Raw genomic sequence first — 26,045 nt, 5'->3', positions numbered from 1 at the left:
ACAGTCTCCCCACCGAGCAAGGAGGCTTTCATGTCAATGCAAGTCCACCACGTCGCCCAGCTTGACCGGGATGTGGCCGACGAAGTCACGAAATGGCTGAAGTACCTGAAGGGCCAGGTGACGAGCGTCCAGTTCCTCACCACCACAATCCCCGATCCCAAGGAACCGGAGAAGTGGCGCGTGCAGTACGAGGCGTACATCACGTACCAGCGGTAGCGGCGCTATCCACATAGGACATGACGGGGCTGTCGGGAGGACTCCCTGCTTCCTAGCGTGGTAGATATGTCACGCCGGACCGCTGGAGCCGCAGCCAGCGCTCAACTGCGCGTTGGTGAGAGGCTCCCCGGTGATGGAGGCGGCTCCGTGCAGCGGAGGGCCACAGATGGGCAGGCGGCCAGAAGGCTGGCCGCCTCGCTTGGGCAGCCTGCCATGCCGGAATCTCCTGTCGATGAAGGGCCCAACCGGCAACAACCGGGCGGCCCTCCAGGACTGCTGGAGGCGGGAACGGGGGTTGGCTTCACCTACGGCCGCCGGGCCGGGTCTCCCGGCTCTGCCGGATCCGCAGCATCCGGCGAAGTGGCCGAACCGCGGTTCCGCTGGCGTCTGGGCGTCCGCGCCGCGGCATTGGTCGGCGTACTGTCTCTGATAGCCGGAGCCTTGTTCTGGTGGCAGGTGGCCGCTAACGGTCCTGTTGTCCTTCCGCTCAGCTCGGTGAGCCATGACGCGGCGGAAAAACCGGCTGGCAGCATTCCTGATCAGGAAGGCAGAGGCCCGGACAATGGCGGTACGGAAAGGAGTGCGCCGGACGGAGAAGGGAACGGCGTTGACCGTAACGATGCTGACGCCACGAGCAATGAGGGGATGCCGGCAGGGAAGGCCGTGGTGCACGTCGCCGGAGCGGTGAAGAAGGCCGGCGTGGTCCGGCTCCCGCGGGGAAGTCGGGTACATGAGGCCATAGCTGCGGCCGGGGGAGCCAGTCCGGAGGCCGACCTCGACCGGCTTAACCTCGCTGCCCTGCTGGAGGACGGCCAGAAAATCTACGTGCCGCGCCGCGGCGAGCCAGCACCAGCCGACAAATCCGCCCCGGCCGCCACATCAGGAGCAGATGCCGCCGAAGGAACTGCCGGGCCCGCAGGCGAGGGCAGCGGAGGCAAGATCAACCTCAATACTGCCACCGCGGAGGAACTCGCTGAGCTGCCCAAGGTTGGCCCCGTATTGGCCCAGCGCATCGTCGACTGGCGCACACAGCAGGGACCCTTCAAGTCCCCTGAGGAACTGGACGCCGTCGACGGAGTGGGCCCCAAAATGCTCGAATCGCTGCTTCCGCTGGTGACCGTCTGAAATGGACAGCAGGAACGGACGCGCGCCGAGCCGATGGCACCGCTATGTCCAGGCGGCTGTGGATTTCCCAAGGGTCGACTCCACGCCGGGTGAACCTTCAGCTGGCGATTCCGCGCCCGCTCATGATCTGCCGTCACAGCCCAAGTCGCGGCCGGGACAAGTGAGTGCGCTCGGGCAAAGGATCCGGGCGGATCTCCGCGAGCGACTGCTGCCGGACGAGCAGGACGCTGCCACAGCCGAACTGAACCGCCGCCGGACCGACCTTCGCCTTGCCCCGCCCGCACTACTGGTGTGGGCAGCCACCATCGCCGGGCCGTGGCTGACGCCGGCAACACACCTGCTTGTGTGGGGCGGTCTCGCCGCTTGGGCCGGAGTGCTGTTCGCCATGGTTCTACGACGGAAGAAAACAGGAGGAAACTGGCGGCGCAGTTTCCTGACCACGCTGACGGCTGCACTCATGCTTGCCGCAGCCTCGACCGCTCATTCGGCAGTGTCGTCGGCCCAGCGCCACGACCAGCAGGTGGCAGGACTGGTCGCCGGACGGGCATCAGTTGTGGCGGAAATAGAGATCACCGGGGCTCCGCGTGCCCTCAAGACGCCCGGCCCCTCCGGGCATGCCGAACGCTGGGCGGTGGGGGCAACGGCTCGGGTACTGACGTCGGGCGGTCAGGTAACTCATGCCCGTCTGACGCTCGTCATCATTGGCGGGCAGGATTGGCAGCACGCCGGCACCGGCCAGGCGCTCCGGGTCACCGGAAAGCTCCGGCCCCCGGACGCCGGCCGGGTGGAGGCGGCGATCCTGAGCGCGTCATCACCGCCGGCCAGGCTCGCAGCGGCTTTGGATTGGCAGCAGGCGCCTGCTGCTCTGGGCGAGCGTTTCGCTTCGGCCGCCGCCTGGCTGGCGCCTGACGCGAGGGGTCTCCTCCCGGGCATGGTCACGGGCGATACCGGAGGCTTGAGCGAGGAACTCGAAGCAGCGATGAAAACCGTGGGCCTGACTCACCTGACGGCCGTCTCCGGCGCCAACTGCAGCCTGATACTTGGCGCCCTGCTATTGGCCGCTCGCTCGCTCCGACTTGCCAGGATTCCGGCCGCAGCCGTCGCTCTCTCCGGCCTCGGCTTGTTCGTTCTCATGGTGGGTCCCGATGCCAGCGTGCTCCGGGCTTCGCTGATGGGCGCTGTTGCTGTCGTGTCCCTGGCAGGCGGCCGGGCCGGCCGAGGACTGAGTTTCCTTTGTCTGGCCGTGATTTCCCTGCTGCTCGTGGAGCCCGAACTGGGCGTCAGCTTCGGATTCCTGCTCTCGGTTCTTGCCACCCTCGGGATCGTTGTGTTGGGCCGGTGCATCATGGGCTGGTTTCCAGCGAGCGTGCCACGCTGGGGGGCGGCTGCCATCGCCGTGCCACTGTCTGCCCAAGTGCTGTGCGGCCCCGTCATCGTGGTGCTGCAGCCGCAGTTTGCGACGTACTCGCTGCTGGCCAACGTGCTGGTTGCCCCACTCGTAGCACCTGTCACCATCCTTGGTACGGCTGCCATGGCGCTCCTTCCCCTCGCCCCGTGGCTGGCGGCAGTACTGATCGGCGTGGCCGGCTTCTTTGCCGGTGGCGTGGCAGCCATCGCCCGGTTCACCGCCAGTCTTCCCGGCGCTGCACCAGCCTGGCCGGAGGGCATGTTCGGGTTGCTGACCATGCTGCTGTTCTCCATTGTGACTTTGCTCGCCCTTTGGATGGCTGCCCATCCCGCCAGGACCGTCAAGCTCGTCCTCGATGCACACGTCGCCACCGCCCGGCTCCTCGACCGGCTGCCGGAGGCCTGGTTCCGCCGCGGCAGCCCCAGCGGCCGTGGGAGACTTAGAGTCTGCAATCTGAACTTCGGGAGGAATCACCAGTGGCCGCTGCCCAGCAACGACCGAAGGCGCCGGCAGCCAATTCGGCGTCCTGGCGGGACGTAACCCCTGCTGGGGTCGTCCTGATCACAGGTCCCGAGGAGTACCTCGGCATCCGGGCGATGGACCGGGTCCGGACACAGGTCCGGGCAGCGGCGCCGGACGTTGAAGTTACCAGGCTCAGTGCCGGAGCGTACGAGCCCGGGGCGTTGGCCATGAATGTCAGTCCGTCACTGTTCGGCGAAAGCAAGCTGATCGAGGTGGACGGCCTCGAAGCGATGAACGACGCCTTCCTGACGGACGCACTGACCTATCTCAAGCACGTGGAACAGGACGCTGTCCTCGTGCTCCGGCACAGTGGCGGAACCCGGGGCAAGAAGCTCCTCGATGCCGTGAAGGCCGGCGGATGGCCGACTGTCGACTGCCAGCCGCTGAAAAAGGATGCGGAAAAGACCGCCTTTGTCACCTCGGAGTTCAAGGCCGCCGGCAGGCGGATCACCCCTGAAGCAGTGCAGTCCTTGGTCAACGCGGTCGGCGCCAACCTCTCAGAGTTGGCGGCGGCATGCAGCCAGCTCATTGCCGACGCCTCCACTGCCGTTGACGCTGACATGGTCGACCGCTATTACGGCGGCAGGGTGGAAGCAACGGCCTTCAAGGTGGCCGATGCCGCGATGGCAGGCAACGGTCCCGTGGCCCTGTCCACACTCCGTCATGCACTGGCGACAGGCGCAGACCCGGTGCCGCTGGTCGCGGCCCTGGCAGCGAAGCTGCGGACCGTCGCCAAGGTCGCCGGCGCCAAGGGCTCGGCAGCGCAGATCGCCAAGCAGTTGGGCATGCAGCCGTGGCTGGTGGAGCAGGCACAGCGGGACGTCCGGAGGTGGACGCCGGAGGGCCTGGCGCGGTCCATCCAGGTCACGGCCGAAGCCGACGCGCAGGTCAAGGGACTGTCGCGTGATCCCGTCTACGCCGTGGAACACGCCGTGACGGTGATAGCGGCTGCCGCCCGCGGCCGCTAGCAATTCTCCGGCAAGGCAGTTCAGACGGGGGTAGTCCAGGCGGGGGCTGTGCAGACAGATCCAGTCGTTGAGCGCAGTCAGCCATAGCGGCCCTGGTGGGCGACCATAAGGGCGGGGTCAGGGACCGCCGTCGGAAGCGCCGCCGTCGGAAGTTAAAAGAGAAGTGGCCGGCACCAATGGTGCCGGCCACAAACATCAGTTCAGATGAACTGGAAAACCTTAGAGTGCGTTGACCTTCTTGGAGATCGCCGACTTGCGGTTTGCAGCGTTGTTCTTGTGCAGAACACCCTTGCTGACAGCCTTGTCCAGCTTACGGCTGGCAGAAACGAGCGCAGTAGTAGCAGCTTCCTTGTCGGAGGACTCAACGGCGGTGTTGACGGCGCGGATGGCCGTCTTCAGCTCAGACTTGACTGCGTTGTTGCGCAGGCGAGCCTTCTCGTTGGTCAGGATGCGCTTCTTCTGGGACTTGATATTTGCCACGTGTGAACTCTCTTTGTAATGCGGAAATGGTCTAGAGGGCTTTCAAGCTGGCCTTGACTGAGCGGCGTGGGGATACCTATGGCGGCCAGCCATCAGTGACCGTCGACCTGCACGGACACACAGCTATGAATCTTAGCAGGTCGGGGCCATTTGTGGCCATTCAGCGCCCGGACGGCGCGCCGAGGTCATTTCCAGCCGTGCAGCCGCCGCAACTCGTCCGCCACCAGCCTAAACTTCTTCCGGTCCAGAACCGACCCCTCGCGCCGGATGTCGGCCGGATGGATCTGCAGGACGCGGTCCAGCTTGGCCTCGCTGGGTCGGCCCTGCCGGTCCCAAGGGCCAATACCGATATCCACATAATCGGGTCGGGCGCGCCGGTGGCCGTCATGGTCCTTGCTGGTCAGCATCAGGCCCAGCAGATACCGCCCGTGGCTGCCAACAAGGAGGACCGGCCGGTCCTTGCCGCACGAATGGTCCTCTTCGAAGGGAACCCAGGTCCACGCGATCTCACCGGGGTCCGGGCGCCCGTCCGGGGAAGGGGAGTACCGCAGCGTCACCGTGCCTGTGAAGTCGCCCGGGTAGGTCCCCGTTACGCCGGCCCGGAGCCGGGGTGCGTTTCCGGACCTGCCCCGGGCGGGCGCCTGAGACCGCAGCGCCGGAGTCCGGACCGCCGGTTGCCCCAGCAGGCCGAGGAAACGGAGCGATGCGCGGACGGCGCCGCCGATGGAGGAGAAGTTCAAGGCCATGCGGGCCACCCTACCTTCGCGACCCCCGGGGCTGCCGGACCTCCGGACGTGCAGGCCGTGCAAAATGTACTGCCAGCGCCCCGGACGTGGGAGACTAGAGGTTCAGATATTGCGGCAGGCAGCAGGATGGCCAGAGTTCAGCCTGAACAACGCCGCTGAAATGCCAACAGTAAGGACCCTGCGTGTCTCCCATGGCCCGCACCGCCCCGGTGCCCGCCGCGACAGATCCGGCCATTATTCGGAATTTCTGCATCATCGCGCACATTGACCACGGTAAGTCCACCCTGGCCGACCGCATGCTGCAGTTCACCGGCGTCGTGCAGTCCCGCGACATGAAGGCCCAGTATCTGGACCGCATGGATATCGAGCGGGAGCGCGGCATCACCATCAAGTCCCAGGCTGTCCGTATGCCCTGGGAGCTCGATGGCGTGAGCTACGCCCTGAATATGATCGACACGCCGGGCCACGTGGACTTCACTTATGAGGTGTCCCGTTCCCTCGCCGCCTGCGAGGGCGCCGTTCTGCTGGTGGACGCAGCGCAGGGCATTGAGGCCCAGACGCTCGCCAACCTGTATCTGGCCATGGAGAACGACCTCACCATCATCCCGGTCCTTAACAAGATCGACCTGCCGGCCGCGCAGCCGGAGAAGTACGCCGCCGAACTGGCCAGCCTGATCGGCGGCGAGCCCGAAGACGTGCTGCTGGTCTCGGGCAAGACCGGCGTCGGTGTCGAAGCACTGCTGGACAAGATCGTGCGCGACCTGCCCGCACCCGTCGGCGACCCCGAGGCGCCTGCCCGGGCCATGATCTTCGACTCCGTCTACGACACGTACCGCGGCGTCGTCACCTATGTCCGCGTGGTGGACGGCATGCTGCACCCGCGTGAGCGCATCCAGATGATGTCCACCAGGGCCAGCCACGAACTCCTGGAAATCGGCGTCAGCTCCCCGGAACCGATTCCGTCCAAGGGCCTGGGCGTCGGTGAGGTGGGATATCTCATCACCGGCGTGAAGGATGTCCGCCAGTCGAAGGTGGGCGACACCGTCACCAACCTCGCCAAGCCGGCTGCGGAATCGCTGAGCGGCTACGCGGACCCCAAGCCGATGGTGTTTTCGGGCCTCTACCCGCTGGATGGCACCGACTACCCGGTGCTGCGTGACGCGCTGGACAAGCTCAAGCTGAACGACGCCGCCCTGATCTACGAACCGGAAACCTCCGCAGCCCTGGGCTTCGGCTTCCGCGTGGGCTTCCTCGGCCTGCTGCACCTGGAGATCGTCCGTGAGCGCCTCGAACGCGAATTCAACCTGGACCTGATCTCCACGGCGCCGAACGTCGTCTACGAGGTCACGCTCGAGGACAAGAACGTGATCACCGTGACGAACCCCAGCGAGTTCCCCTCCGGGAAGATCAACGAGGTCCGCGAACCCATGGTGGCCGCGACAATCCTCGCGCCCAACGAGTTCGTCGGCGCCATTATGGAACTCTGCCAGGGCCGCCGCGGCGTCATGCGCGGCATGGACTACCTGTCCGAGGACCGGGTTGAACTGCGGTACTGGATGCCGCTGGCCGAAATCGTCTTCGACTTCTTCGACCTGCTCAAGTCCAAGACGCGCGGCTATGCCTCGCTGGACTGGAAGGCCGACGGCGAACAGGTCGCCGACCTGGTCAAGGTGGACATCCTGCTCCAGGGCGAACAGGTGGACGCGTTCAGCGCCATCACCCACAAGGACAAGGCCTACGCCTACGGCGTGATGATGACCGGCAAGCTGCGCGAACTCATCCCGCGCCAGCAGTTCGAGGTGCCCATCCAGGCCGCCATCGGCTCCCGGATCATCGCCCGCGAGTCCATCCGCGCCATCCGCAAGGACGTCCTTGCCAAGTGCTACGGCGGTGACATCTCCCGTAAGCGCAAACTGCTGGAAAAGCAGAAGGAAGGCAAGAAGCGCATGAAGATGGTGGGGCGCGTAGAAGTGCCGCAGGAAGCCTTCATCGCGGCCCTGACCACCGACGAATCCAAGGACAAGGCCAAGAAGTAGTGATGACCGTGGCCGGAACCTCCGGAGGCCGCACGCATGCCTAGCGTTCTTCCCCTGGGTGACCCCGCGCCGTCGGACGGCCTGCTGCCGCAGCAGGCGGCTGACGGTGCAGCCAACCGGGCCTTCGGGCTCTACGTGCACATCCCGTTTTGCGCGGTGCGCTGCGGTTACTGCGACTTCAACACCTACACCGCCACCGAGCTCGGCGGCGGCGCGTCCCAGGACGCGTACGCCTCCACCGCCATCTCGGAGGTGGTTTTTGCCGCGCGTGTCCTGGCGGAGTCGGGCCTGCCGGCGCGCAAGCTGAGCACCGTGTTCTTCGGCGGCGGCACGCCCACGCTCCTGCCTGCCGAGGACCTCGCCAGAATCCTCCGTGCCGCCATCGACACGTGGGGAATCGAGCCCGGTGCCGAAGTGACCACGGAGGCCAACCCGGATTCCGTCACGCCGGAGTCCCTGCAGCTGCTCGCCGACGCCGGCTTTACAAGGGTCTCCTTCGGCATGCAGTCCGCCGTCCCCCACGTGCTGAAGGTCCTCGACCGCACCCACACTCCGAGCCGTGTCCCGCTCGTGGTGGAGTGGGCGCGCGACGCCGGACTGGCCGTCAGCCTGGACCTGATCTACGGCACACCCGGCGAGTCAATCGAGGACTGGCGCTTTTCGCTGGAGACCGCACTGTCGTACCGGCCGGACCACATCAGCGCCTATGCGCTGATCATTGAGGACGGCACCAAGCTCGCCGCCCAGATCCGCCGTGGCGAAGTTCCGGAAATCGACGACGACGACCACGCCGACAAATACGAACTCGCCGACCGGATGATCTCCGACGCCGGCCTGCACTGGTACGAGGTCAGCAACTGGTCCGCGACGCCGGAGCAGGCGTGCCGCCACAACCTCGCCTACTGGCGCGGGGATGACTGGTGGGGCATCGGCCCGGGCGCGCACTCGCACGTGGGCGGGGTGCGCTGGTGGAACGTCAAGCACCCCACCGCGTATGCCGGCAGGCTCGGCTCAGGTGTCTCGCCCGCTGCCGGACGCGAGACCCTCGACGCGGAAACCCGCAACGTCGAAAAAGTCATGCTGGAAGCCCGGCTTTCCTCGGGGCTGGAAACTGCTGCCCTCTCGCCGACCGGAAAGAAGGCCGTGGCCGGCCTGATCGCCGACGGCCTCGTGGTGCCCGAAGATGCCTTCCGGGGGCGCCTGGTCCTCACCCTGAAGGGCCGCCTGCTGGCGGACGCCGTGGTCCGCAGGATCCTGCCGGACTGAATCTCCAGCCCGGCTGGCACCACCCGAGCATGGCCCAAACAACCGCAGGCGTGACTGACAGACAGCGGCCCCAGACCCGAATGAAACAGGTCTGGGGCCGCTGTCCTCGTGAGGACTATGGGGACTACTTGATCCAGCGGAGGTTGTACTGGTACCGGTGCGGCTGGCCCTTGTTGACGTGCACGCCGGCGGACACCGCGAAGCAGGTCAGCGCAATCCAGATGAGCGTGGCCACGACAGCGAACAGGTTGCCGACGACGGGAAGAAGCACCAGGAGGTTGGCCACGAAGGCTGCAATCGTCGGCGGCAGGGTGAAGTTGAGGGCTTCTTTGGACTCCTGCGCGGTGAACGGGCCGCGGTCACGGAAGATCAAGTAAATCAGCAGTGCCGGAACACAGCCGAGGATGCCGCCGAAGTGCGCGAGGGTGGCCCACTGCCGGTCCTCGCTGGCGGTCAGCGGAAGCGCGTTGGCCGGAACCCCATGGTACTGGGGCAGGTCCTGGCCGGACTGTGTGTCCCTGCGGTCGCGAGCGTCTTCTGCCACGGTGTCTTCCTTTAGCTTGCGTTGGTGCGATGGTGGCGCCGGGCCCGCGGTGCGGTGGCGCCGTACCAAGGATACCGGCCCGTAGGGCAATCGCGGGCTCAACGCCCAATCGCGGGACCGGAGCTACGGAACTGTTAGGAAATCGATGACCTCTTCCACCCGGCCCAGGAGGGCCGGCTCCAGGTCAGCGTAGGTGCGCACGGCGCCGAGGAGTTTCTGCCAGCCGAGGCCGATGTCTTCCTTCGTCTCGTGCGGCCAGCCGAAGGCCGTCAGGATGCCGGTTTTCCAGTCAGTGCCGCGCGGCACCACAGGCCACTGCGGGATGCCCAGTACGGAGGGCCGGATCGCCTGCCAGACGTCGACGTAGGGGTGGCCCACGATCAGCACGTTCCCGGCGGCGCCGGGGGACGCCATCACGGCGTCGGCGATCCTGGACTCCTTGGAATCGGGGACCAGGTGGTCCACCAGAACGCCCAGCCGACGGCCGGGACCGGGGCGGAAGGAGGCGACGGCCGCCGCCAGGTCGTCGATGCCATGGAGGGGTTCGACGACGATGCCCTCCACCCGGAGATCGTCACCCCAGACTTTTTCCACGAGTTCGGCGTCATGCTTGCCTTCAACCCAGATCCGGCTGGCCTTGGCGACCTGCGCGCGCTGCCCTTCCACCCGCACCGAACCCGACGCCGTCCGTGCAGCGCCCTGCCCTGCGGGCTTCGCTTTGGGGGCCGGGGGCATCAGCCGGATCGGCTGCCCCTCCAGGAGGAATCCGAAGCCCAGTTTGAAGGACCGCGACTTTCCGCGGCGGTCTTCGAGCGCCACCAGGTGCATGCCGCCGGACTTCTCCACCCGGGTTACTGCACCCACCCAGCCGGACTGGACGTCCTCGAGCACCATGCCGCGCTCCACCGGCACCTCGGGAAGGCTGTTCTTCGCGGGCGCTGCCATTTCCTGCGGGCCCCAGGTCTGGTACTGCATTCGTTCACCGCTCTGCACTCGGAAGGAGCCGCTCCGGCCGCGGGGATGCCGCCGGGGGACAGGCGCCCGGAATTTCGCCCGGAGCGGTACCAATGCTAACAACGCGGCGACTCATATTAGACTTGTTAGCACTTAGGCATGTCGAGTGCTAACCACAGCGTCTGCGGGCAGGATTAATGCCCCGCGCGGTTACGGCCAAAAGGAGGTGGACTGTGAGCGAACCACGGAAGCTTGAGGTGCTGCGCGCCATCGTGGAGGACTATGTCCATTCCCGCGAACCCGTCGGCTCCAAGGCCCTGGTGGAGCGACACCACCTCGGCGTTTCCAGCGCCACCATCCGCAACGACATGGCGGCGCTGGAGGACGAGGGCCTCATCACCGCCCCGCACACCAGCGCGGGCAGGATTCCCACGGACAAGGGTTACCGCCTGTTCGTCGACCAGATCTCGGCGGTCAAGCCGCTCTCCCCGGCGGAGAAGCGCGCCATCCAGACCCTGCTCGAGGGGTCCGAGGATCTTGACGACGTCCTGGACCGGACGGCCCGGCTCCTGTCGCAGCTGACCAACCAGGTCGCCGTCGTGCAGTACCCGCACCTGAGCCGCGCCGTGGTGCGGCACATTGAATTCGTGCTGCTGGCGCCCCGGAAGGTGCTGATCGTGCTGATCGCCGACTCCGGCAAGGTTGACCAGCGCGTCGTCGACGCCGGGCAGGACCTGTCGGACGACACGGTCGCCGCACTGCGCACCCGGTTCCTGACCGGTGTGGCCGGAACACCGGTGGCCATGCTGCCCCAGCACCTGGCCGCCGTCGTGGCCGGCTGCACTCCCGCCGAACGCCCCGTCGCCATGGCCCTCGGCAAAGGGCTTGAGGGCCTCGCCCACAACAGCCGGGAAGACCGGATGGTCCTTGCCGGAACGGCCAACCTGGCGCGGTCCAATGTTGACTTCCCGCTCAGCATCGGACCCGTGCTGGAGGCCCTCGAGGAGCAGGTGGTGATGCTGCGGCTCCTGAGCGACATGGCGCAGGACCCTCGCGGCGTGGCCGTCAGCATCGGCCGGGAGAACCCCTACGACGGGCTGGCCGAGGCGTCGGTTGTGGCCACCGGCTACGGCCCCGACGCCACAGCCAAGGTGGGCATCCTCGGCCCCACCCGGATGGACTACCCCACCACCATGGCCGCCGTGCGCGCGGTGGCCCGCTACCTTTCGAGGATTCTGGGCCCGTGACAGCACGCCCCGGACATTCTTTGACCACAGGCAGTACAACCAGGAAGAGATACGAACTTTGAGCAGCCACTACGACGTTCTTGGAGTCTCCCCGGAAGCCACCGGCGAGGAGATCAAAAAGGCCTACCGCAAGCTGGCCCGCTCGCTTCACCCGGACGTCAACCCCGGGGACGACGCCGCCGAACGGTTCAAGGCCGTCACCCACGCTTACGAGGTGCTGTCCGATCCGCAGAAGCGCAGGGTCTACGACACCACGGGCAACGAGAACGGCACCGACAACGGCTTCGGCGGCGGCTACGCCGGCCAGGGCTTCGCGTTCCAGGACATCTTTGACACCTTCTTCGGCGCCGGCGGCACGTCCGGGCCCGCGTCGCGTGTCCGCCGCGGCCAGGACGCGCTTATCAGCGTCCGGATCGACCTCCGCGATGCTGTCTTCGGCGTCAACAAGAAGCTGGAAGTGGACACGGCCGTCACCTGCCCCACCTGTGAAGGCTCCTGCTGCCGCGAGGGAAGCCACCCGGAACGCTGCGACATCTGTGGCGGCAGCGGCCAGGTGCAGCGGGCGGTCCGTTCCATCCTCGGCCAGGTCATGACCGCCGCACCCTGCGGATCCTGCGAGGGCTTCGGCACGGTCATCAAGGACCCTTGCAACGAGTGCAGCGGCCAGGGCCGCATCCGCAGCCGCCGGTCCCTGACCATCAAGGTTCCGGCCGGCGTTGCCACCGGAACGCGGATCCAGCTCTCCGGTCAGGGTGAAGCCGGCCCCGCGGGCGGCCCGTCCGGCGACCTCTACGTGGAAATCCGGGTCAACAACGACGCCACCTACGTCCGCGAGGGCGATGACCTCCACGCGACCCTGAACATCCCCATGACTGCCGCTGCCCTTGGCACCGAGCTGAGCCTGGAGACCTTCGACGGCAAGCAGGAGATCGACGTCAAGGCGGGCACGCAGTCGGGCGAGATCATCACCCTCCGCGGCCTCGGCGTCACCCACCTTCGCGGCTACGGACGCGGTGACCTCAAGGTCCACCTGCAGGTGGAAACCCCGTCCAAGCTCGACCCCGCCCAGGAGGACCTGCTTCGGCAGCTGGCAAAGCTCCGCGGCGAGCAGTTCTCCGAGGGCAAGCTCGCAGCCAGCGGCGGCGTCTTCGCCAAGCTGCGGGACCGCCTCGGTAACCTGTAGCGGTGAGCAACCCCGTTTTCTTCACCCCGGCCGGCGCGCTGGACGGAACGGTCCCCGGTTCTGTGTTTGTGCTCGACGGCGCGGAGGCCCGGCATGCGGTGACCGTCAAGCGCCTGGCCGTGGGGGAACAGGTGGACATTGCCGACGGCGCCGGCAAACGCATCACCGGAACCGTGACGGATGCCGCCCCCGCCGCGCTGACGGTCGAATGCACGTCCGTCAGCGCGGAGCCGCGGCCGGATGTCCGCCTGGTGCTGGTGCAGGCACTCGCCAAGGGTGACAGGGACGAACTCGCGATCGAAACCGCCACCGAGTTGGGCGTCGACGCCGTGGTCCCATGGCAGTCGGAACGGTCCATTGTCAGGTGGAAGGGTGACCGGGCGGCGAAAGCCCACGGGAAGTGGCAGTCCACCGTGACGGCCGCCGCCAAGCAGGCGCGCCGAGCCTGGATCCCCGAGGTGCGCCCCGCCGTCGACACCCAGGCGCTGGCCAAGGAAGTGGCGGGAGCCGGCCTTGCCGTGATTCTGCACGAGGACGCGGTTACGCCGCTTCGGCGGGTTCTCGGCAAGTGGTCTGAGGAGCGCCAGGAGGCGTCCGGCCCCAGCGAGATATTCCTCATCGTTGGTCCCGAAGGTGGCATCAGTCCGCGTGAGGTCACCCGGCTGTGCAGCGCCGGGGCGGTCACGGCCCTGCTGGGGCCGCACGTCCTGCGGTCATCGACGGCGGGACCTGCCGGCGTCGTGGTGGCCAGTGACATCCTGGGCCGGTGGTAGCTTTAGCGGACTGAGAATCCGCGGCTGTCCACGTTGAGTTCGTCCTCGGGCTTGCCCGGATTGATCTGCGAGACGCGCACCTCGTAGTTGCCCGGCGCCAGATTGACCGTGATGCCGAAGACTCCGGAGGCGGCGGGATCCGCGGCGGCCGTGGCTTCGCCGGTCAGGTAGCTTTCCTTGTCGCCGTTGTCCTGGACCTTGAGGATGCGCCAGTGGAGTTTGCCGCTGGGGACGGTGCTTCGCCCGGAGATCTTGACCCGGCCGTCGCCGACTTCGGTGCCCTGCTGCGGATCGATGATCCATACCGGCGCCACCATTCCGGCGCTGCGGGCCGTGGGGGCGCCGAGCTTGACGTGCTTGAAGGCCAGGTAATCGGTGTGCCCGTCCACCAGGATCACCACTTCGATTTGCTGGCCGGCATCAATCAGGCCCGAGCTGGCTCCAGCGGCCGTTGCTGTGTACACCAGTTGCTGGATGGCCCGCTGGGCCATGTCCGCATCAAGGTTGCTGTTGAATGCATCGGCGGAAACGTCCACGGTAATGACGTTGGTGCCCGAGATCGACGTCGCGAGGTTCTTGGGGTTCTGCCACGGCGTGAAGAAGTCCGGATCCAGCGGGGTCTCCGACATCATGGCGCGGAGGGCCCGCGTGATCGGGTTCTCATCGTCCGGCACGTCGCGGAACTCGCGGTACAGGAAGACGTTGCTGTTGCTCCGCCCGATCCAGTAGACCGGCGCCTTGTTGGACGACTGCGTCGTTTCAAGCGGCGCGCTGGTGGTGGGAACGCCGTCCGTGCCCGCGGCCCGGCGCGACGAGGACGTCGGCGAGTTCGCGGACGTCACTGCGGGATCGGGATCAGCGATGCACCCCGACAGCAGCAGGGCAGCCGGAAGCAGCGCGGACAGCAGCACGGAGCGCGTCCGCGGTACTTTCCGGCCAGGAGTTCCTTGCTGACTGATGCTGGCGATCCCTTCAAAATGAGCTGTTGCGTGCGGGCATCCCGGACCGTTGCCGGCGGGGTCCTTTTCCAGCATTACACGAGACTTTGGAGCCCTGCGTGCCTTTTGCGGCAGGCGGCCGAACTGCAACGGGAACGATATGAGGCCGATACAAAGTTGATATCTAATTGCGGGAACGTGTTACAACATTGCGGGCCGCCGTCACCTTCCGGGGCGGCAGGCTTGGGCGTGCGCTGGCGTAAGATGTAGAGACACAAACGAGTTATATTCCGAACTGGAGGGAACCGAAGGCCCTAGGGCCGTCACCATGACTGAATCAGCAAACGGAAAGCGCCGCCTCAACACGGGGGATCGCACCACGGGCGAATTCCCCCATACTCTTCCCGGTGTCCGGACGGAGGTGGTCATCTTCGATAACTCTGATCAGATGGTGCAGTCGCTGGGCAGCCACGACGAGGCCCTCCGCTTCATCGAGGACCAGTTCCCGGCCGTCAGTTTCCACGTCCGCGGCAACGAACTCTCCATCAACGGGCCCGCAGCCGATGTTCCGCGGATCATGCGCCTGCTCCACGAGGTCCGGGGCCTCGTGGCCCGCGGCACCGTGATCACGCCGGCAGTCCTCCAGCAGTTGGTGTCGCTGCTGCGCAGCCAGTCGCTGCAGAATCCGGTGGAGGTGCTGACGCACGACATCCTGTCCAGCCGCGGCAAGACCATCCGGCCCAAGACGCTGAACCAGAAGAACTATGTGGACGCCATCGACGCGAACACCGTGATCTTCGGGATCGGCCCCGCCGGTACCGGCAAGACCTACCTCGCCGTGGCCAAGGCGGTGCAGGCCCTGCAGCAGAAGGAAGTCAGCCGGATCATCCTCACGCGCCCCGCTGTTGAAGCGGGCGAACGGCTCGGTTTCCTGCCCGGCACGCTCAGCGACAAGATCGACCCGTACCTGCGGCCGCTCTACGACGCGCTTCACGACATGATGGACCCCGAGTCCATTCCCCGGCTGATGGCGGCCGGAACCATTGAAGTGGCGCCGCTGGCCTACATGAGGGGCCGGACCCTGAACGACGCCTTCATCATTCTTGACGAGGCACAGAACACCACGCCGGAACAGATGAAGATGTTCCTCACCCGGCTCGGCTTCGGCTCCAAGATGGTGGTCACCGGCGACGTCACGCAGGTGGACCTTCCGTTCGGAACCCGCTCCGGCCTGCGCATCGTCGAGGAGATCCTCAGCGGAATCGACGACGTCAGCTTCTCCGTTCTGGACGCCGCCGACGTCGTCCGCCACCGCCTGGTGGGGGACATCGTCAACGCCTACAGCATCTGGGACGAGGCACAACGCAACCGGGTCAAGCATTCCGTTCCCCGGGAACGACGGGAGAGCACGCATGAGCATCGAAGTTAACAACGAATCCGGCATCCAGGTGGACGAAGCCCGGCTGGTGGCGTTGGCACGCTTCATCTTCGAGCAGCTGTACATCCATCCGCAGGCGGAGCTGTCCATTCTGCTGGTGGACGAGCCCGCCATGGAAAAGCTGCACATCGAGCTCATGGATGAGCCCGGCGCCACCGATGTGCTCTCCGTGCCCATGGACGAGCTGACCCCGGGAACCCCGGACAAGCCGACCCCGCAGGGCATGCTCGGCGACATCGCCATCTGCCCCCAGGTGGCCGAGGTCCAGGCCCGGAACGCCGGACACTCCACGCAGGACGAGATGCTGCTGCTGACCACGCACGGGATCCTGCACCTGCTCGGCTATGACCACGCCGAACCCGAGGAGAAGGCAGAAATGTTCGGCCTGCAGCGCGAACTGCTGACGGCATTCACCGGCAAAGAAGCACCGGCCGAGACCACCCAGTGACCTCCCTGCTCCTTGTCTGCATGGCGCTGGCGTTTCTCGGTGCCGCAGCGCTGCTGACTGCTGCCGAGGCGGCGTTCAGCTTTCTTCCGCGCCACGACGCCGAGCAGGCGTTGCAGGGGAGCCAGGGGCCGGCGTTGCGGAGGATTCTCGAGCAGCCGATGACGCACATGCGTGCCCTGCGTTTCTGGCGGATCTGGTTCGAGTCGGCCTCTGCCGTGGCAGTGGCCGTGCTGCTTTACAGCCTGCTCGACAACGTCTGGATGGCCGGCCTGGCCGCCACGGGCATCATGGCGATCCTCGGGTTTGTACTGGTGGGGGTCTCGCCGCGCCAGCTGGGCCGTTCGCATCCGGCGGCCGTGGCCCAGTATTCGGCGTCGATGGTCCGGTTCCTGGCCTGGATTCTCGGACCCATCCCCGCCTGGCTGGTCCGGCTGGGCAGCTCCGTGGCCCCGGGTTCACCCAACGGAGACGACTCCTACTTCAGCGAGGAGGAGTTCCGCGAACTGGTTGACCGGGCCACCGAGTCGGACATGATCGAGGACAACGAGGCCGAACTCATCCAGTCCGTTTTCGAGTTCGGCGACACGCTGGTCCGCGCGGTCATGGTGCCGCGGACGGACATCCTGACCATCGACGCCGGCTCGAGCCTCCACAGCGCGATGGCACTGTTCCTGAGATCGGGGTATTCCAGGATCCCCGTCATCGGCGAAAACACCGACCAGATCCTTGGCATTATCTACCTCAAGGATGTGGCTGCCGCTATTCACGGCATGGACCCGGAAGCCGAACCTCCGGTGGTGGACGTGCTGGCCCGCGAGGTCCGCTACGTTCCCGATTCCAAGCCGGTGAGCGACCTCCTGCGGGAACTTCAAAAGGAGTCAACCCACGTGGCCATCGTCATTGACGAATACGGCGGGACCGCAGGGCTGGTGACCCTCGAGGATCTGATCGAAGAGCTCGTCGGCGAAATCGTGGATGAATACGACTCGGAAAGTGCCGCCGTCGTCGATCTGGGCGACGGCACATATCGGGTCAGCGCCCGGATGGGAATCGACGACCTCGGCGAGCTGTTCGGCATCGAACTGGACGACGACGAAGTGGACACCGTGGGCGGCCTGCTGGCCAAGGCCCTTGGCCGGGTCCCGATCGTGGGCAGCGCCGTCGATGTCGACGGCGTCTCGCTGCGCGCTGAGCGGCTGGAGGGCCGCCGGAACCGCGTCAGCCACATTATTGCGGCCGTTGCGCCGAAAGAACACACTGACCTTGAAGAACTTCTCGACGAGGCCGAATCAATGCAACAGGGAGTTCCACGTGAGCAAGCAGAATAAGGCCGACGGCGGCGAGCCGTTCGGCGGGTACCATGCCGGATTCGCGGTGCTGGTGGGCCGGCCCAACGCGGGCAAATCAACCCTCACCAACGCCCTCGTGGGCAAGAAGGTGGCCATCACGTCCGCCAAGCCGCAGACCACGCGGCACACCATCCGGGGGATCGTCCACCGCGAGGACGCCCAGCTGATCCTGGTCGATACCCCGGGCCTGCACCGGCCACGCACCCTGCTGGGCAAGCGGCTCAATGACCTCGTGGCCGACACACTCTCAGAAGTGGACGCCATCGGGTTCTGCATCCCCGCCAATGAGAAGATCGGCCCCGGTGACAAATTCATTGCTGCCCAGCTCGCCGCCGTCGGCCGCAAGCCGGTGATTGCCCTCGTCACCAAGGCAGACCTGGTGGACCGGCAGGCCCTGACGGAGCAGCTGCTCGCCGTCGCCGGGCTCGGCAGGGAAGTGCTGGGCGAGGACGGTTGGAAGGACATCGTTCCGGTCTCGGCCGCGGACGGGTTCCAGGTGGGCACGGTGGCGGATGTCCTGATCAGCCACATGCCGCCGTCGCCGCCACTCTACCCGGACGGGGAGCTGACCGATGAGCCGGAAGCCGTCATGGTGGCCGAACTCATCCGCGAGGCTGCACTGGAGGGTGTTCGCGACGAGCTGCCGCACTCCCTGGCCGTGGTGGTGGAGGAAATCGTTCCGCGCGAGGGCCGGACCGAAGACAACCCGCTCCTGGACGTCCGCGTCAACCTCTACGTGGAGCGCCCGTCGCAGAAGGCCATCATCATCGGCAAAGGAGGAAGCCGCCTGCGCGAAGTGGGCACCAATGCCAGGAAGGGCATCGAGGCCCTCCTGGGCACCCGCATCTACCTCGATCTGCACGTCAAGGTGGCAAAGGACTGGCAGCGCGATCCCAAGCAGCTGGTGAAGCTCGGGTTCTGACCGCTGCCGCCTGCTTTCCGCTGCCGCCTGTATTCCGGGGCTGCTGCCCGCGCGCCGGGCCGCGCACGCCGGATGTCCGGCGTTTTCCCAGAAACGGCCACTAAAATGGGCCGGATCCCATTTTTTCGAGGAAGGTACACCCTGTGGTGCGACGCCGCGACAACCGCGCCCAAGGACCGGGCACACCCGCCCGCTCCGAGCCAGCTGCCCGGCATGCCGAGGACTCCAAGCTGGGCGCTGCCCGGCACCTGAATGTGCGCCACATGCCCACGTGGCTCAAGGTGACCACCGCCGTCGTCGCCCTGGTCCTGGTCGGTGGCCTGGCCTTTGCCGGCTACTGGTACTTCCGGCTCCAGTCCAACATCTCCACGGCCGCACTGGGCGCCGGCAGCAGCCGCACGGACACAACGGACGACGCCACCGGCAGGCTCCAGATCCTGATTCTCGGCTCCGACACCCGTGACGGCAAGAACTCGAACTACGGCAGCACCGAGGATTCCACCGGCTACGGCAATTCCGACGTCATGATGCTCATGGACATCTCCGAGGACAACAAGCGGGTCAACGTCATCAGCTTCCCCCGCGACCTGCTCGTGGATATCCCCAAGTGCACCGACCAGAAGACCGGCAAGCAGTACCCGGCCCGCACCGGCATCATGATCAATGAGGCCATGAAGGAAGCCGGCATCGGCTGCGCCGTGGACACGGTCAACAAGCTGACCGGCATGGAGGTGGACCACTTCATGATGGCGGACTTCAACGCCGTCAAGGAGCTGTCGAACGCCGTGGGCGGCGTCGCCGTGTGCATCAGCGATGCCGTCTATGACCCGGACTCGCGGCTGCGGCTTCCCAAGGGCACCTCCCAGGTGCAGGGCGAACAGGCCCTCGCGTTCCTGCGCACACGCCACGCCTTCGGCGACGGCGGCGACCTCGGCCGGATCAAGGCGCAGCAGGGCTTCCTGTCCTCGCTGACCCGGAAGATCAAGGATGACGGCACCCTCTCCAACCCGGCGAAGCTGCTGAACATCGCTGATGTCATCACCAAGAACCTGACCGTCGACGACGGGCTCGCCTCCGTTCCGTCGATGATCACCATCGCCAACCGGCTGAAGACGATCGACGTCGGCAAGGTCGCCTTCGTGGCCCTGCCCACTGTCCCTGCCACCGACGATCCCAACAGGCTCGAAGCCGCCCAGCCGGCCGCCTCCCAGCTGTTCGCAGCACTGCGGAAGGACGTCGACCTGACGGACCCGGACGGGAAAGAGACCCCTTCGCCGTCGCCGACGCCCACGCCTTCGGCCAGCTCCACCCCCAAGCCCACACCGAAGCCGACCGCGGCGCCGTATGACAAGGCGCTGCAGCCGGTCACCGTGGCCAACGGAACCGGATCAGCCACCAGGACGCAGGAAATCGTTGAGGCCGTTGTTGCTGGCGGCTTCACCCAGGTGGGGCAGCTGGAGGCCGACACCACGCCAAAGACCATGGTCTACTACGGACCCGAGTTCGCGGACGTCGCCGCAGATGTGGCAGCCCTGTTCGGGATTCCGGCCGCCCAGGTGGCGCCGTCGTCCGGCGTCGCGGGGGTGCAGCTGTACCTGGGCAGCGACTTCCCGTCCGGAACCAAGTACGGCAAGACCACCGTTCCCAAGGACATCGTCAACCAGACAGCCAGCGACACCGTCTGCCAGCAGGCAAACCCGGAGCTGATCGTCCAGCAGTGATCGTCCAGATGTGATCTCCAGGCCGTCCGGCACGCCCCGGGAAAGTGTGCCACGGACAAGGTGGGCCGCAGACAGAAGGTAGGCCGGATACAAAAATGCCGGGCCGCCCCGAACAGGGGCGGCCCGGCATTTCTGCGCTCACCAGATGCTGACGCGCTCCGCCGGAGGCATCCACATGCCGTCCTCCTCCGTGACGCCGAACGCGGCGTGGAAGGAATCGAGGTTCTTGGCAATGGCGTTGGTGCGGAACTCGTTGGGGGAGTGCGGGTCCGTGGCGAGGCGACGGATAGCCTCTTCAGTGCGGATCACCTGGCGCCACCCGGCAGCCCAGGAGGCGAAGAAGCGCTGCTCTCCTGTCAGGCCGTCGAGTACGGGAGGTTCCTGCCCGTCGAGGCTGAGGCGGTAGGCCTTGTGGGCAATGGTGAGCCCGCCAAGGTCGCCGATGTTTTCGCCCAGCGTGAGCTTGCCGTTGACGTTGTGCCCGGGCGCGGCGTACGGGGACAGTGCGTCGAACTGGTCCACGAGGCGTGCGGTCAGGGCTTCGAAGGCCTTCCGGTCGTCCTCGGTCCACCAGTTGCGCAGCTCGCCCGTGCCGTCGAACTGTGAGCCCTGGTCATCGAAGCCATGGCCGATCTCGTGTCCGATCACAGCCCCGATGCCGCCGTAGTTCACGGCGTCGTCCGCTTCGGCGGTGAAGAACGGCGGCTGCAGGATGGCTGCCGGGAAGACGATCTCGTTCAGCATCGGGTGGTAGTACGCGTTGACGGTCTGCGGCGTCATGAGCCACTTGTTGCGGTCCACCGGCTTGCCCACCTCGTCCAGGTGCCGGTCGACGTCGGCATTGTGAGCCCGTTCGACGTTCCCCAGCAGGTCTGCGGGGTCGATCACCACTGCCGAGTAGTCGATCCACTCGTCGGGGAAGCCGATCTTTGCCCGGAAGGCCCCCAGTTTCCGGAGCGCCTCGGCTTTGGTGTCCTCGCCCATCCATTCCAGGGCGCTGATGCTGTGCCGGTAGGCCTCGATCAGGTTGCCCACGAGCGTCTGCATGCGGGCCTTGTGGCCCTCCGGGAAATGCTTGGCCACATAGATCTGGCCCACGGCCTCGCCCAGTGCTGCCTCGACGACGGCGACCCCACGCTTCCAGCGGTCCTTGTTCCGCGGTGTGCCGCTGATGGTGGTGCCGTAGAAGGCGAAGTTCGTGTCTACAAACGCTGACGACAGGTACGGGGCTGCCGAGTTGATGACCCGCAGGGCAAGCCATTCCTGCCACACCGGCAACGATTCCGAATCCAGGAGGGCGGCTGCGCCGGCAAAGAAGTCAGGGGTGCTGACCACGATCTCCTGGCGCTTGTCCGCGGCGATGTCTGCGGCGTCAAACCACGTGTCCAGCAGGGGGAACAGCTCGCGTGCCTCGTCCGCAGACTTCAGGTTGTACGTCTTCTGTGGATCGCGGAGCGTCACGTTGTCCCAGTGGTGCGAGGCGAGGGCGGTCTCCAGCGCCACCACGCGGGCCGCGGCGTTTTCCGGGTCTGCCACGCCGGCCAGGCCGAACATGGTGCCCACGTACTCCCGGTAAGACTCCACCACCGGGGCGAATTTCTCTTCGCGGTAATAGGACTCGTCGGGGAGCCCGAGGCCGCCCTGGCCCGTGTACAGCAGAACGCGGTCGGGGTTGCCGGCGTCGGGGGCAGGGTAAATGTAGAAGAGTCCCGAAACATCTGCGCGGAAGAGCCGGCCGGCCAGTGCCAGCAGCTCGGAAATGCTGGCCGTGGCGAAGACCTCGGCCAGGCGTCCGCGGATGGGGTCCAGGCCTTTGGCCTCGACTGCAGCCTCATCCATGAAGCTGCTGTAGAGGTCGCCGATTTTCCGCTCGATGCCGCTGGCCTCGGATCCCTTGGCCGCGGCCTCCTCGATGATTTCCTTGACCGCCAGCTCGGCGCCGTCGCGAAGGGCTGTGAATGTGCCTTCCAGCGGGCGGTCGTCAGGGATGGTGGTGTCCTTGAGCCAGGCACCGTTCACATGCTGGTAGAGGTCGTCCTGTGGCCTCACGCTGCGGTCGATGTTTGACAGGGCGATCCCCGAAATTGGCACAGGAGCTCCTTCGATGACGGGCTGCTGCCGGCACTTTCACCGGTGCAGCGTCTGCATGGTGGACGTTGCGGGAGGTGTTGCCCCTTCATCTTACGCACCCGTGTTACTGTGAAATGGTGCGTGCAGAGCTCCTTCTTCTTAGCTGCCGCGGCGAGGCCTCAGACGCGATCTAGCGCAAGGCCCATCCTCGTCGCGGAGTTTGTGTTGCCCGGCCACCCTTTCACCCAGGAATCAAAGAAAAGGCCAGATTAATGCGAAACGCACAGAAGCCCTCGGGAATGCCGATCCACCGCTACATCCCCTTTCAGGACCAGATCAAGGTCAATCTGCCGGACCGCACCTGGCCGGACAAGATCATCACCACGGCCCCGCGCTGGTGCGCAGTGGATCTGCGGGACGGCAACCAGGCACTGATCGATCCCATGAGCCCGGCGCGCAAGATGAAGATGTTCGACCTGCTGGTCCGGATGGGCTACAAGGAAATCGAAGTGGGCTTCCCCTCCGCCTCCCAGACCGACTTCGACTTCGTCCGCCAGCTGATCGAGGGCAACCACATCCCGGACGACGTCACCATCCAGGTGCTGACCCAGGCCCGCGAACACCTCATCGAGCGGACCTACGAGTCCCTGGTCGGTGCCAAGCAGGCCATCGTGCACCTGTACAACTCCACATCCGTCCTGCAGCGCCGAGTGGTGTTCAACCAGGACGAGGACGGCATCCTGGACATCGCCCTGCAGGGCGCCCGCCTGTGCAAGAAGTATGAAGAAACGCTGGGGGATACCCACATCACCTACGAGTACTCGCCCGAGTCCTTCACCGGCACCGAGCTGGAGTACGCGGTCCGCGTCTGCAATGCCGTCGCCGACGTTTTCGAGGCATCCGCCGACCGCCAGGTGATCATCAACCTTCCCGCCACCGTGGAGATGGCCACGCCCAACGTCTACGCGGACTCCATCGAGTGGATGAGCCGCCACCTGCACCCCCGCGAAGGCATCATCCTCTCGCTGCACCCGCACAACGACCGCGGCACCGGCGTGGCCGCGGCCGAGCTGGGCTACCAGGCCGGCGCCGACCGCATCGAGGGCTGCCTGTTCGGCAACGGTGAGCGCACCGGCAACGTGGACCTGGTGACCCTCGGCCTGAACATGTTCGTGCAGGGCGTTGACCCGATGATCGACTTCTCCGACATCGACGACGTCCGGCGCACCGTGGAGTACTGCAACCAGCTGCCCGTGGCGGAGCGTGCACCCTACGGCGGCGACCTCGTCTTCACTGCATTCTCCGGGTCCCACCAGGACGCCATCAAGAAGGGCCTCGAAGCCCTGGAGAAGGATGCGGCAGCCGCAGGCAAGGACGTCAGCGACTTCACCTGGCAGGTGCCCTACCTGCCGGTGGATCCGAAGGACCTCGGCCGCAGCTACGAGGCCGTGATCCGCGTTAACTCCCAGTCCGGCAAGGGCGGCGTGGCCTACCTGCTGAAGAACGAGCACAGCCTGGACCTGCCGCGGCGGGCACAGATCGAATTCTCCGGCGTCATCCAGCGGCAGACCGATACCGTGGGCGGCGAAGTCAGCGGTGCCCAGCTGTGGCAGCTGTTCCAGGACGAGTACCTGCCCTCGGCCAAGGCGGAAAGCCAGTGGGGCCGGTACTCGCTCGGCTCGGTGAAAACCGAGACCGACGAGGACGGCTCCATGACCCTGCACGCCTCGCTTGGTGTGGACGGCACCCACGTCAGCCGCACCGGCACCGGCAACGGCCCCATCGCCGCGCTGCTGGACATCCTCGGCCAGGACGGTGTGGACGTGCGGGTGCTGGACTACAGCGAGCACGCCCTGTCTGAAGGCGGCAGCGCCCTCGCCGCCGCCTACGTCGAATGCGCCGTGGGCGAACGTGTCCTGTGGGGCGTAGGCATCGATTCCAACACCAGCACCTCGGCGCTGAAGGCAGTCATCTCCGCCGTGAACCGTGCCATCCGGGACGCCCAGGCCTGAGTTCCCTGACAGCTGCGCCGCCGGTCCCCACCGGCGGCGCACCTGTTTGGCGGCTGAGCTGTTTTCATGGAGTCAATGGGAAGATAAAAGCGTGGTCCAATCATTTGCAGCGCGCAGCTACCGCGACGACGCCGTGGTGCTGCGCACCCACAAGCTGGGCGAAGCGGACCGCATCATCACCCTCCTGACCAAACACCATGGCCAGGTCAGGGCGGTGGCCAAAGGGGTCCGGCGGACCACCAGCCGCTTCGGCGCCCGCCTCGAGCCCTTCATGGTGGCAGACCTGCAGCTCGTGTCCGGCAAGACCCTCGACATCGTGACGCAGGCCGTCGCGAAAGGGGCGTACGGGGGCAACATCGCCGCCGACTACGGGCGGTACACGGTGGCAGCGGCCATGACCGAGACCGCCGAGAAGCTCACCGACGTTGACGGTGAAGCCGGAACCGCGCAGTACAACCTCCTGGTGGGCGCCCTGGCCTCGCTGAGCCGGGGGGACCACGCACCGGAGCTGATCCTGGATTCCTACCTGCTGCGGGCCCTGTCTACCGGCGGCTGGGCGCCCAGCTTCACCGGCTGCGCCCGCTGCGGCGCGCCCGGACCGCACACCGCCTTCTCTGCCCCGGTGGGCGGCATGGTCTGCGGCGACTGCCGCCCGCCGGGCTCACCGGCACCGGCGCCCGAGACGGTCTCCCTGCTTGCTGCGCTGCTCACCGGGGACTGGCCGACGGCGGATGCCTCCCTTCCGCTCAACCGCCGGGAATCCGCGGGCCTGGTGGCAAGTTACCTGCAGTGGCACCTGGAGCGTGTCCTGAAATCCCTCAAACATGTGGAGCGTACCTAACAGTGTCCTTGGGAAAGAAGACAAGTCCTGCCCGGCGGCGGACCGCCCCGGTGGTGGCGCCGTACCCGCACCACTCGGGCGCTGTTCCGCCGTCGATTCCGGCCGAGTTCGTGCCCCGGCACGTGGCCATTGTCATGGACGGCAACGGCAGGTGGGCCAACCAGCGCGGCCTGCCGCGGATCGAAGGCCACAAGGCGGGGGAGCCGGCACTGCTCGACGTCGTGGCCGGGGCCATTGAACTCGGCATCGAATACGTCAGCGTGTACGCCTTCTCCACGGAGAACTGGCGCCGGTCGCCCGAGGAAGTCCGTTTCCTGATGGGTTTCAACAAGGAGGTGCTGCGCAGGCAGCGCAACCAGCTGGATGACTGGGGGGTGCGGATCCGCTGGTCGGGCCGGCGACCCCGGCTCTGGGGTTCGGTGATTCGCGAACTTGAGGAGGCGGAGGAGTACACCTCCGGAAACAGCACCTGCACGCTGACCATGTGCGTGAACTACGGCGGCCGGGCGGAAATAGCGGACGCCGTGTCCGCCATTGCCCGGGATGTTGCCGACGGCAGGCTCAAACCCGGGGCCATCACCGAAAAGACCATCCAGAAGTACCTCGACGAGCCGGACCTTCCCGACGTCGACCTCTTCCTCCGCAGTTCCGGTGAACAGCGCCTGTCCAACTTCATGCTGTGGCAGTCGGCGTATGCGGAGTTCGTCTTCCTTGACACCCTGTGGCCCGACGTCGACCGCCGGACCCTCTGGGATGCGGTGGAGATCTATGCGCAGCGGGACCGCCGGTACGGCGGGGCGGTGGACGCCGCCCAGACCCTCTAGGTTCCGGATATCCC

23 protein-coding genes are annotated in these 26,045 nt (G+C 66.4%); 17 read left to right on the top strand and 6 right to left on the bottom strand.

Annotated features, from left to right (window positions below):
- The first annotated feature begins 30 nt into the window (after window positions 1-30).
- The 4 genes from AC5RWD_RS10355 to holA all read left to right on the top strand — a co-directional run bounded on the left by AC5RWD_RS10355 (window position 31) and on the right by holA (window position 4,239).
- Complete coding sequence (locus AC5RWD_RS10355) at window positions 31-216, top strand: hypothetical protein (RefSeq protein ID WP_307103089.1); 186 nt, start codon at window positions 31-33, stop codon at window positions 214-216.
- Between the two features lie 213 nt (window positions 217-429).
- Window positions 430-1,341, top strand: coding sequence for a ComEA family DNA-binding protein (locus tag AC5RWD_RS10350; RefSeq protein WP_494019918.1), 912 nt, complete (start codon window positions 430-432; stop codon window positions 1,339-1,341).
- 160 nt (window positions 1,342-1,501) lie between these two features.
- Entirely contained in the window at window positions 1,502-3,289 is a 1,788-nt protein-coding gene (locus AC5RWD_RS10345; protein ID WP_494019917.1) for a ComEC/Rec2 family competence protein, read from the top strand.
- The gene (gene holA / locus AC5RWD_RS10340) at window positions 3,226-4,239 is read left to right on the top strand and encodes a DNA polymerase III subunit delta (protein WP_494019916.1); all 1,014 of its coding nucleotides are present in this window, start codon (window positions 3,226-3,228) and stop codon (window positions 4,237-4,239) included. The genes AC5RWD_RS10345 and holA overlap by 64 nt, the downstream gene beginning before the upstream one ends.
- 219 nt (window positions 4,240-4,458) lie before the next feature.
- Here the strand turns inward: holA and rpsT are convergent, their stop codons facing one another.
- A complete protein-coding gene (rpsT, locus tag AC5RWD_RS10335) occupies window positions 4,459-4,719 on the bottom strand; it encodes a 30S ribosomal protein S20 (RefSeq protein ID WP_003800822.1) in 261 nt (86 codons plus the stop codon).
- 185 nt (window positions 4,720-4,904) lie between these two features.
- Window positions 4,905-5,465 carry a type II toxin-antitoxin system PemK/MazF family toxin gene (locus AC5RWD_RS10330; protein ID WP_494019915.1) on the bottom strand — a complete coding sequence of 187 codons (561 nt, stop codon included), beginning with the start codon at window positions 5,463-5,465 and terminating at the stop codon, window positions 4,905-4,907.
- Window positions 5,466-5,647: 182 nt separating this feature from the next.
- Here AC5RWD_RS10330 and lepA point away from each other — a divergent pair, with 182 nt between their 5' ends.
- Together lepA and hemW are read left to right on the top strand one after the other, a co-directional pair.
- Window positions 5,648-7,501 carry a translation elongation factor 4 gene (lepA, locus tag AC5RWD_RS10325; RefSeq protein ID WP_494019914.1) on the top strand — a complete coding sequence of 618 codons (1,854 nt, stop codon included), beginning with the start codon at window positions 5,648-5,650 and terminating at the stop codon, window positions 7,499-7,501.
- A 36-nt stretch (window positions 7,502-7,537) separates the two neighbouring features.
- A complete protein-coding gene (gene hemW, locus AC5RWD_RS10320; RefSeq protein WP_494019913.1) occupies window positions 7,538-8,767 on the top strand; it encodes a radical SAM family heme chaperone HemW in 1,230 nt (409 codons plus the stop codon).
- A gap of 124 nt (window positions 8,768-8,891) precedes the next feature.
- Here the strand turns inward: hemW and AC5RWD_RS10315 are convergent, their stop codons facing one another.
- Window positions 8,892-9,311 carry a DUF4870 domain-containing protein gene (locus AC5RWD_RS10315; RefSeq protein WP_003800826.1) on the bottom strand — a complete coding sequence of 140 codons (420 nt, stop codon included), beginning with the start codon at window positions 9,309-9,311 and terminating at the stop codon, window positions 8,892-8,894.
- A gap of 123 nt (window positions 9,312-9,434) precedes the next feature.
- Window positions 9,435-10,286, bottom strand: a complete 852-nt coding sequence (locus AC5RWD_RS10310) for a DUF3097 domain-containing protein (RefSeq protein ID WP_494019912.1) — start codon at window positions 10,284-10,286, stop codon at window positions 9,435-9,437.
- 212 nt (window positions 10,287-10,498) lie between these two features.
- Between AC5RWD_RS10310 and hrcA the strand changes: the two genes are divergently transcribed.
- From hrcA to AC5RWD_RS10295, 3 genes are read left to right on the top strand one after another with little or no spacing between them, the layout of a single operon-like run.
- A complete protein-coding gene (gene hrcA / locus AC5RWD_RS10305; protein WP_494019911.1) occupies window positions 10,499-11,512 on the top strand; it encodes a heat-inducible transcriptional repressor HrcA in 1,014 nt (337 codons plus the stop codon).
- Window positions 11,513-11,570: 58 nt separating this feature from the next.
- Window positions 11,571-12,695: a molecular chaperone DnaJ gene (gene dnaJ, locus AC5RWD_RS10300; RefSeq protein ID WP_494019910.1), complete on the top strand. Its 1,125-nt coding sequence runs from the start codon at window positions 11,571-11,573 to the stop codon at window positions 12,693-12,695.
- A gap of 2 nt (window positions 12,696-12,697) precedes the next feature.
- Window positions 12,698-13,468 (top strand): 16S rRNA (uracil(1498)-N(3))-methyltransferase, encoded by a 771-nt coding sequence (locus tag AC5RWD_RS10295; protein WP_494019909.1) that lies wholly within the window; start codon window positions 12,698-12,700, stop codon window positions 13,466-13,468.
- Window positions 13,469-13,470: 2 nt separating this feature from the next.
- Here the strand turns inward: AC5RWD_RS10295 and AC5RWD_RS10290 are convergent, their stop codons facing one another.
- Complete coding sequence (locus AC5RWD_RS10290; RefSeq protein WP_494019908.1) at window positions 13,471-14,502, bottom strand: GerMN domain-containing protein; 1,032 nt, start codon at window positions 14,500-14,502, stop codon at window positions 13,471-13,473.
- A 232-nt stretch (window positions 14,503-14,734) separates the two neighbouring features.
- On the opposite strand from AC5RWD_RS10290, the gene AC5RWD_RS10285 reads away from it, so the two are divergent.
- From AC5RWD_RS10285 to AC5RWD_RS10265, 5 genes are all read left to right on the top strand, one after another.
- The gene (locus AC5RWD_RS10285) at window positions 14,735-15,835 is read left to right on the top strand and encodes a PhoH family protein (RefSeq protein WP_494019907.1); all 1,101 of its coding nucleotides are present in this window, start codon (window positions 14,735-14,737) and stop codon (window positions 15,833-15,835) included.
- A complete protein-coding gene (gene ybeY / locus AC5RWD_RS10280) occupies window positions 15,819-16,292 on the top strand; it encodes an rRNA maturation RNase YbeY (RefSeq protein WP_306923804.1) in 474 nt (157 codons plus the stop codon). The genes AC5RWD_RS10285 and ybeY overlap by 17 nt, the downstream gene beginning before the upstream one ends.
- Entirely contained in the window at window positions 16,289-17,620 is a 1,332-nt protein-coding gene (locus AC5RWD_RS10275; RefSeq protein ID WP_494019906.1) for a hemolysin family protein, read from the top strand. Before ybeY ends, AC5RWD_RS10275 begins: the two co-directional genes overlap by 4 nt.
- On the top strand, window positions 17,604-18,563 hold the full coding sequence (gene era / locus AC5RWD_RS10270; protein WP_494019905.1) for a GTPase Era: 960 nt from the start codon (window positions 17,604-17,606) through the stop codon (window positions 18,561-18,563). The genes AC5RWD_RS10275 and era overlap by 17 nt, the downstream gene beginning before the upstream one ends.
- 143 nt (window positions 18,564-18,706) lie before the next feature.
- Window positions 18,707-20,284, top strand: a complete 1,578-nt coding sequence (locus AC5RWD_RS10265) for an LCP family protein (RefSeq protein WP_494019904.1) — start codon at window positions 18,707-18,709, stop codon at window positions 20,282-20,284.
- A gap of 138 nt (window positions 20,285-20,422) precedes the next feature.
- Here AC5RWD_RS10265 and AC5RWD_RS10260 read toward each other — a convergent pair whose 3' ends face one another.
- Window positions 20,423-22,375, bottom strand: coding sequence for a M13 family metallopeptidase (locus tag AC5RWD_RS10260; RefSeq protein ID WP_494019903.1), 1,953 nt, complete (start codon window positions 22,373-22,375; stop codon window positions 20,423-20,425).
- A gap of 251 nt (window positions 22,376-22,626) precedes the next feature.
- Here AC5RWD_RS10260 and leuA point away from each other — a divergent pair, with 251 nt between their 5' ends.
- The 3 genes from leuA (at window position 22,627) to AC5RWD_RS10245 (ending at window position 26,031) form a co-directional block, all read left to right on the top strand.
- The gene (gene leuA / locus AC5RWD_RS10255) at window positions 22,627-24,366 is read left to right on the top strand and encodes a 2-isopropylmalate synthase (RefSeq protein ID WP_494019902.1); all 1,740 of its coding nucleotides are present in this window, start codon (window positions 22,627-22,629) and stop codon (window positions 24,364-24,366) included.
- Window positions 24,367-24,457: 91 nt separating this feature from the next.
- Complete coding sequence (recO, locus tag AC5RWD_RS10250) at window positions 24,458-25,207, top strand: DNA repair protein RecO (RefSeq protein WP_494019901.1); 750 nt, start codon at window positions 24,458-24,460, stop codon at window positions 25,205-25,207.
- 2 nt (window positions 25,208-25,209) lie between these two features.
- Window positions 25,210-26,031, top strand: a complete 822-nt coding sequence (locus AC5RWD_RS10245) for an isoprenyl transferase (RefSeq protein WP_494019900.1) — start codon at window positions 25,210-25,212, stop codon at window positions 26,029-26,031.
- Window positions 26,032-26,045: the final 14 nt, after the last annotated feature.

This window comes from Arthrobacter sp. CMU6 (assembly GCF_059090205.1).
Note: the sequence above shows the minus strand (reverse complement) of the source record. Positions and strands in the feature narration are given on the sequence as shown.

What these genes read in the sequence shown, in the direction of transcription:
- AC5RWD_RS10355 (WP_307103089.1), top strand. Translation starts at nt 31, where the DNA reads ATGTCAATGCAAGTCCACCACGTCGCCCAGCTTGACCGGGATGTGGCC.
- AC5RWD_RS10350 (WP_494019918.1), top strand. Translation starts at nt 430, where the DNA reads ATGCCGGAATCTCCTGTCGATGAAGGGCCCAACCGGCAACAACCGGGC.
- AC5RWD_RS10330 (WP_494019915.1), bottom strand. Translation starts at nt 5,465, where the DNA reads ATGGCCTTGAACTTCTCCTCCATCGGCGGCGCCGTCCGCGCATCGCTC.
- hemW (WP_494019913.1), top strand. Translation starts at nt 7,538, where the DNA reads ATGCCTAGCGTTCTTCCCCTGGGTGACCCCGCGCCGTCGGACGGCCTG.
- AC5RWD_RS10310 (WP_494019912.1), bottom strand. Translation starts at nt 10,286, where the DNA reads ATGCAGTACCAGACCTGGGGCCCGCAGGAAATGGCAGCGCCCGCGAAG.
- AC5RWD_RS10290 (WP_494019908.1), bottom strand. Translation starts at nt 14,502, where the DNA reads ATGCTGGAAAAGGACCCCGCCGGCAACGGTCCGGGATGCCCGCACGCA.
- AC5RWD_RS10285 (WP_494019907.1), top strand. Translation starts at nt 14,735, where the DNA reads ATGACTGAATCAGCAAACGGAAAGCGCCGCCTCAACACGGGGGATCGC.
- ybeY (WP_306923804.1), top strand. Translation starts at nt 15,819, where the DNA reads ATGAGCATCGAAGTTAACAACGAATCCGGCATCCAGGTGGACGAAGCC.
- leuA (WP_494019902.1), top strand. Translation starts at nt 22,627, where the DNA reads ATGCGAAACGCACAGAAGCCCTCGGGAATGCCGATCCACCGCTACATC.